Source organism: Acidaminococcus sp. CAG:542 (assembly GCF_000437815.1).
Taxonomy (GTDB): domain Bacteria; phylum Bacillota; class Negativicutes; order Acidaminococcales; family Acidaminococcaceae; genus Acidaminococcus.
This window is the reverse complement of record NZ_FR902074.1, coordinates 9946-17967: the sequence shown is the minus strand read 5'-3', so window position 1 is coordinate 17967 and position 8022 is coordinate 9946. Positions and strand designations below refer to the sequence as shown.

3 protein-coding genes are annotated in these 8022 nt (G+C 54.7%); all 3 read left to right on the top strand.

Features of this window, described 5'->3' with window-relative positions; genetic code table 11:
- Positions 1–2096: S-layer homology domain-containing protein (locus QVO43_RS05715; RefSeq protein WP_288174605.1), on the top strand; the 2096-nt coding region annotated here is incomplete at its 5' end.
- 351 nt (positions 2097–2447) lie between these two features.
- Positions 2448–4688: a YadA-like family protein gene (locus QVO43_RS05710; protein WP_369678682.1), complete on the top strand. Its 2241-nt coding sequence runs from the start codon at positions 2448–2450 to the stop codon at positions 4686–4688.
- A 1902-nt stretch (positions 4689–6590) separates the two neighbouring features.
- A partial coding sequence (locus tag QVO43_RS05705) for a hypothetical protein (protein ID WP_288174602.1) occupies positions 6591–8022 on the top strand: 1432 nt, incomplete at its 3' end.

Here is an 8022-nt window from a genome sequence, read left to right as displayed (position 1 = left end):
AGGACAGCGACAACGGTCAGCTGCTGGTGAAATTGAACAAAGACCTGAACCTGGGAGCCAACGGTTCCGTGACCATGGGGAATACCCTGCTCAACGGGTCTGGACTGACACTCAGCGGTGCCGATGAAAACAGCAAGATCCAGATTTCCCAGGGGAATGTTTCCATGGGTGGGCAGCAGATCCACAACGTGGCCAATGGGACGGCAAATACAGATGCAGTAAATCTGTCTCAGCTGAATGAAATCAAAAATGCCGGTGTCAACGGCGGCTTTGGGTGGGCTGCCGATGATGGGAACTCTGTGAAGAAAAACCTGGGAGAAACGGTCACTGTCAAAGGAGACGGAATCAACATCTCTACCAAAGTGGACAATGGTGCCATTCAAGTGGAATTGAATAAAGACATCCATCTGGGTATGGATGGCAGCGTAACAGCCGGCGAAACTACTATCAACAAAGATGGAGTGGATACCAACCAAGTCAAAGTCGGTGACATCACCATTACCAAAGACGGCATCAATGGTGGCCAGCAGCAGATCACCAACATGGGCAGCGGCATCCACGGGCAGGTCTACGACACCAGTACGGCCGGCCAGGAAAACTGGAACAATGCCGCCAGTGTTGGGGATGTGCATACCATCATCGGAGAAGAAGCCGGCAAAGTAGCAGACGCAGTGAAAGCCAAAAGCGGCAAGAACATCACCGTGGATGCCGACAACAAAGTGAACCTGAATGACGATATTACTCTGGGGGATGCTGATGATGCGTCCAAACAGGTGAAAATCGACGGGAACAAGGCCCAGATCATCCTGGGGGGCAAAACAGTCCTGGGGAATCAGAATGGCGGCGGAGCCAACCCGGATGCTGGCAGCTATCTGACCGGTCTGGACAACAAGAACTGGGATGCTTCCAATATCCAGTCCGGACGGGCCGCTACGGAAGACCAGCTGAAAGTGGTGGATGACAAAATCTCCGGCGGACGGAAGTTTACCGGGGACGACGGCCAGCAGCTGACCGTGGGCCTGGGCCAGGATCTGAGTCTCACCGGCGGTGCCCAGGCGGACAATCTGTCCGACGGGAACATCGGCGTGGTGAAGAACGGAGACAGCGGTCTGTCTGTGAAACTGGCCAAAGACCTTACCGGGCTTACCAGTGTCACCACCGGCAATACTACCATGACCAGCGACGGAATCACCATCAAGAGCAGTGACAGCAGCAAAGGCGGGGACATCAAGCTGGCCACAGGAGACATTTCCATGGGCGGAAGCCAGATCCACGATGTAGCACCGGGTACCCAGGGAACCGATGCGGTGAACAAGAACCAGTTGGATTCTGCCGTGAACCAGGTGGGCCGGTCCATCACCAAACTGGACGCCCGGGTAGACCGGGTGGGGGCTAATGCAGCAGCCCTGGCGGCTCTCCATCCTCTGGATTTCGATCCAGACGACAAACTGGACTTTGCAGTGGGTGCCGGCAGTTACAGCGGCGCCAATGCAGTGTCCCTGGGGGCTTTCTACCGGCCCAACGAGGATGTGATGTTCAGCCTGGGAGGCAGCGTCGGCGGCGGTGAAAACATGGTGAATGTGGGGGCCACCTTCAAATTGGGCCAGCACAACCATGTATCCAACAGCCGGGTGGCCATGGCCAAGGAAATCCGGAGTTTGAAGGAATTGGTGGCCAAACAGGATGGGGAAATGCAGCAGCTGAAGACCCTGATGAACCAGATGGCCGGCAGGACGGTGCTGAAAGTGGACAAAGACACCCTGTTCCCGGATATCCCTGAAAACCACTGGGCCTATGACTACGTGACCAAACTGGCCAAAGCGGGAATCGTGGAAGGGTATCCGGATGGAGAATTCAAAGGGGACCGGATGATGACCCGGTATGAATTCGCAGCCCTGGTCTATCGGGCCATTATGGCCGGAGCCGGGTCCAATCCGGCTTTGGATCAGGATGGTACCCTGGGCAGATTGGTGAAGGAGTTCGACGGGGAATTGAAATACATCCGCATCGACGTGATCGAAAAAGACAAACACGGCAATCCCAGTATCGAAAGAGTACGGACCGTGGAAGACAGCAAAAAACATTATGGGAAGTAATGTGAAGAGGGCTGTTGCCCATGCAACAGCCCTCTTCACATGGATAATCCAGGTACCCTGCTGAAAATGGCAGGGTATTTCTTATGGGACAGGAGGACAGAGAGGTTTTCCAGGGGACAGGCAAGGACCATACAGCTACAAGACAGAAGGGAAACAGAAAGGAAAAGAAAAAAGCGGGAGTTGTTGATGATATAGATAGATGAAATATAAAATTGGACTAATATAAAGATATTTTATTTATATTATATACATGTTGTAAATAAAATGACATATTGATAGGATTATACCACCAAATAGGCAAGGATTCATGGGGAAAAAGGAGAGCATATGAACAAATTTGTATCAGGTGGTATGAAACTGTCAGGAACGGCAAAAAGGAAAGGACAAAAAGAAGTACGGGGTGCTGTTTTGACTCTGCTGGTCCTGGCCGCTTTGGGCAACTGCGCCTATGGGGCGGACAGTGCAGCAGGATCCGGCAATGGTGTGGCTGTGGGCACAGGAAGCAGCGCTCCCAAAGCAGAGAATGTGGCCCTTGGCAAAGGGGCCGGCATTTCCTATTCCAACGGAGCCAGCAATGCTACCGGGGATATTGCGGTGGGAAACGGAGCCAACATCAACAACTACGCCAGCCAGGGCGGCAGCATCGCCATTGGCAAAAATGCCAGGATCGAAAATATGGCCGGAGGAGGAGAAGCCAGTTTTGCCTTTGGCCAGACAACCTACAGCGGAAGCTGGTGGTCTTCCGCACGGATCCCGGCCGATCCCACAAAGGTCGTGGGGAGCATTGCCATGGGGGACAATACCTTTGCCCGTACCGGCAGCATCATGATTGGGTCCCACAATTACAAGGGAGAACTGGGAGATACTACCGTGGACAGTGCTTCCACCCGGACCAGTGCCCTAAATGTATATGCCACCACCATCGGGGCCAACAGCTTCAGCAACGGGGCGTTCACCACCAGCACCGGTGTGTACAACATCATTTCCAGTGAATACAACGGGGGCCGTACGGCCAATCCGGTGAAGAACCTGGGGGCCACCATCAACGGAGCTCTGAACAGCGTTGAATCCATGGGAGGAAACTATTATGCAGGGATTGCCAATACCATCAGCGGGGTAGCCAACCGGGCGGTCAATTCCAACGGGGCGCTGATTTATGGGGCCGGGAACGAAATCACCAATTCAGTGACAAGTCTGGACGGTGTTCCCACGGACAGCGGAGATTCCGCCAAAGCCTTTGCGGACAAACTTTGGACGGCCATTGCCGCCTCCGACAGCGGCGGGGCCACCCTGGCCATCGGGGGCGGGAACAAGGCGGATTACACCCAGAAAACAGCCATTATCGGGGTGGGGAACCAGGTGACCGGGACCAGCGGAGCCGTCAGTACGAACAATATGATTTCCGGATACAAAAATACCGCTTCCAATGTCCAGCATGTGTCCGTGATCGGGTCCGGCAATACGGTGGAAGATACGGATACGGCTTTGTTGCTGGGGGATAACCGGACTCTTTCTTCCGCCATCAACAGTATTGTGATTGGTTCGGCGGACAATGTGACTGCTACGGACCAGCAGAATGTGGTGGTCCTGGGCCACAATGCCAATGCGACAGTGAAAGGGGGCGTGGCCCTGGGGAGCGGGTCCCTGGCTTCGGTGGAAGCGGGAGAAGCCGGCTATGATCCTTCCACTAAACAGGCCTCCACAGATACTTCCTCCACCTGGGTGGCAACAGGAGCCGCCGTGGCCGTAGGCAGCGGAACGGAACTGACCCGGCAGATCACCAGTGTGGCCGCCGGGACCCGGGACACCGATGCGGTGAACGTGGCTCAGTTGAAAAAAATCAGTACGGATGTGGAGAAAAATACGGGAGACATCAGGAATCTTACCGGGGACGTCCAGAACATGGGAAGCCGCATTACCAAACTGGACGCCCGGGTGGACCGGGCAGGGGCCAATGCGGCAGCCCTGGCGGCTCTCCATCCTCTGGATTTCGATCCGGACGACAAACTGGATTTCGCCGTGGGTGCCGGCAGTTACAGCGGCGCCAACGCCGTGGCCCTGGGGGCCTTCTACCGGCCCAACGAGGATGTAATGCTCAGCTTGGGAGGCAGCACCGGCGGCGGTGAAAATATGGTGAACGTGGGCGCTACCTTCAAACTGGGCCAGCACAACCATGTGTCCAACAGCCGGGTGGCCATGGCCAAGGAAATCAAGGACCTGCGGAAAGAAGTGGAAAACCTCCGGGGAGCCCTGGTGGATGTATCCGCCGGCCGGAAGCTGGATCCCACCCTGACCAAACTGTTCCCGGATGTGGAAAAGAACCACTGGGCCTATGAGGAAATCGCCCAGCTGTACGGAAACGGCATGGTGGAAGGGTATCCGGACGGAGAATTCAAAGGGGACCGGATGATGAGCCGGTACGAATTCGCCATGGTGGTCTACCGGGAAATGCAGAAGGGCGCCCGGCTCAGTGAACGGCTCCTGAATGAGTTCGAACCGGAACTGGAACGGATCCGGGTGGACACCATTGCCAAAGACAAAAACGGCAATCCCACCATCCAGCGGGTCCGGGTGATCAAAGGAAGAGGATGACAGGGAGTGTGAAAAGCGGCAAAGCCGCTTTTCCGTCTCACGCCAAAGGAGACCATCTGCCGCAGGCAGATGCTTTTGAAGAGAGACGCAGCCCTACGCTGCTAACCCACCCCCAGCCTATCGGCTGGTCCCCCGCCCTTGCAAAGGGCGGAGATACCTGTGGAGAACGCCAAAAAATGCCGGGCGGCGACCCCCGCCCTTACGAAGGGCGGAGATACGCTCGGGGCTTCGCCACATTGCTTTCGTGACACGTGGGCCGTGCCCTAGTGTCACTATCCGCCCTTTGCAAGGGCGGGGGACCGTTGCGCTTGCGCAATGGTGGTGGGTTAGCAGCGTTAGCTGCGTCTTTATTCAAAGGAACTCGGTCACGGGTTCCTTCCATAACGACTCACGATGAACGATCAACGAATCCTCTCCTTTTAAATTTTCAATATCATTCTTAACAAAAACCTAACATAAAAAAGTTCTCCTTCGCTCCTGCGCTTTACCTGGATAAAAGGCAGCACGGGGCCGGAGGGCTTTTTTGTTTTTCTGGATACAGCCCTGGGACAGGTGCATGGACTTGTTCCATTAACCAAAGTTTATGGCCCGGTTAAGTTTCCTATAATGGGAAAATCCTGTAGTTACTGGTATAGTGAAGATGCGGAAAAGGAACGGATTGCAGTGGGGTGGAAAAATCCGGGAACAAGGACTTTTTACACCACTGAATGGATAATAATTCCTTTTGAGAAAGAAAATAAAATCAATATGAATCATTGAAAAACAGACCGAACAGGGAATCCGAAGTTGGACAGGGGGCGTGTTGGTATGACGAGCGTGGAAAGAAAAATCGTTTTTGCACTGGCATCCATGGCGGTGTGGGGGGTGGCCCTGCCTGCAGCGGCAGAGACACATGATAAGATCGGGATTTCGGTAACCAGGGATACGGTGATGGCAGATGAAACCAAAAGTCCATTCACTGCCTATGCAGAGCCGTTGGAGATAGGGCTGAAGAATATCATAGGCATACAAGTGTCCCAGGGGGCTGCCTTGGATCTGGGAAAGCAAAGTGAAACGATTACAACGGCTGGTGGATCCATTGATGGAGATGGTAAATGGGATATCATCAGTTTGGAAGTCAAGGACCAGGGAAGCAGTCTGCTGGGCGGTGCGCAGACCACTATCCAGGCAATCCAGGAAACGGATGGTACCCATAATGTGATTGGATTGGAAGCCCAGGCCGGTACAGCCGTAACGCTGGGAGAACAGGCTTCCATCACAGCAACAGTGAATCCCGAACTGGTTACTACAGGCTCCAGTGGCCCATACAAAAACACGCGCAGCTATGGAATGATTGTCAATGGATCGGTTGTTGAACTGGGACCTGATGCCACGGTAGAATCGTCTAATGGATATGATGCCACAGGTGTCCTTACCCAAAATGAGGGAGGGAAAACGACCCTGGGAGACTCAGCACGGATTCAGGTATCCAGCCCTGCTGGTTTTGTGACTGGGATATTTACAAAAGATAAGGGAACCACTATCTTGGGCCGCAATGTGGTTGTTGCAGCCGATGCGTCGGTGGCTGCTTACGGGATAAATACCGGCAGCCAGGGGAAAACAGTGGCAGGAGATGGACTTTCCGTTACGGCAGACAACAAAGGAGATGGTTTTACATATGCCATTTTTACCAGTGACAACGGAAATGCTGAAATCGGCGATGATGCTTCTCTGACAGCCACAAACAGAAATGGAGGAAGTATTGCCGGCATTGACACCGAATCCGGGGGCACTGCCTCAGTCGGAAACCGTGCATCCATTACCGTGTCCAACACCGGGGGGAATGCTATAGGGATTTCCAGTTATGGAGGTACCACCCTGACGGGAACCGATACTTCCATTACCGTAAACAGTCTGGAAGGAATGGGGATTTATACCGATAGTGGAACCACCTCTCTGGAAAGCGGCTCCATCGCTGTAAATGGTAAAGGCGGAATGGGGATTGTCAGCTATAATAACGGATATACTGTTGCAGGTGACCATACCTCCATTACCGTAACCGGGGAAAAATCAGAAGATCTGGGAGGCAGCAAAGGCATTTACAGTTTTTACGATGGCATCACCAGTCTGGGAAATAACGCCTCCATTACCGTAACCGGCAGCGAAGGAACAGGGATTGTCAGTGAAGAAGGCGGGAAAACGATTGTTGGTGAAAATGCTTCTGTTACGGTAAAAGGGGAAAACGGCGTGGGTATTTCCAGCCTTTCCCAGGGAATCACCAGCCTGTTGGACAATGCCACCGTTGCGGCGGAAGGCCGTGGTGTAGAAAGCAAAACATCCGGCGCCGTTATCTTTGCAGGCAGCGCCAACATTATGGGGGGCCAGTACTCCCTGTTCAGCCAGGACACGGACAGTATTATCGACCTGACGGCCGCCGGCACCCGGAAAACCATCCAGGGGAACATGCTGGCCAGCAATGGGGGCACGATTCGTGCCGTGCTGGATACGGGGGATTCCTTCTTTACCGGGGCTTCTGGTGTGGAGGGAGAGGGCAGTGAACTGGAACTGGACCTGGCCAACGGGGCCCGGTGGAATATGACCGGGGACAGTTCTGTCACCCATCTTACCCTCGACAGCGGGGCTATGGTCAACATGGCGGCCAATCCGGCGTATCAGCAGCTGTCGGCTGACACTTTCAGAGGCAGCAACGGGATCTTCTACATGAAAACAGACCTGGACAGCCAGATCGACGGGGACAAGGTGCACCTGAAAGAGGCGGAAGATGGTGCTTCCGGGAAAATCCAGGTTTATGACGCCAGTTTTGCCCGGGGGAAGGAAGTCACCGGGACCCGGCATCTGCTGCTGGTCACCGATGACCGCGGCAGGGCTTCCTTTACCGGTGAAAACCTGAATCGGGGCGGCCTGTGGGATGTGACGCCCACCATCCAGAACGGGTCCTATGTGCGGAACTCCATGGGGGTGACGGATGCCCAGGACACGGAATGGTACCTGACCAAACTGGAAAAGACCGTAAATGCGGACACCCGTCCGGTGCTCAACAGCGGGGACAGTGTGTACGGGTTCTACCGGTTGAGCCTGGATACCCTCCGCCAGCGCCGGGGGAACCTGCGGCAGCGGAAGTTCCAGAGTGACGATGCAGATGGTCTGTGGGCCCGGAATCGGGGCGGCCGGTTCAGCGGACCGGGATTTACCAGTCGGTACAACCTGTTCCAGCTGGGGTACGATGTGCACCACAACCCAGGAAGCGTGTACGGATTCTTCGGGGAACGGGGAATCGCCTCCCCGGATTACCAAACCGGCAGCGGCCGGGAACATACCCTGGCCGGAGGCCTCT

What these genes read in the sequence shown, in the direction of transcription:
- QVO43_RS05710 (WP_369678682.1), top strand. Translation starts at nt 2,448, where the DNA reads ATGAAACTGTCAGGAACGGCAAAAAGGAAAGGACAAAAAGAAGTACGG.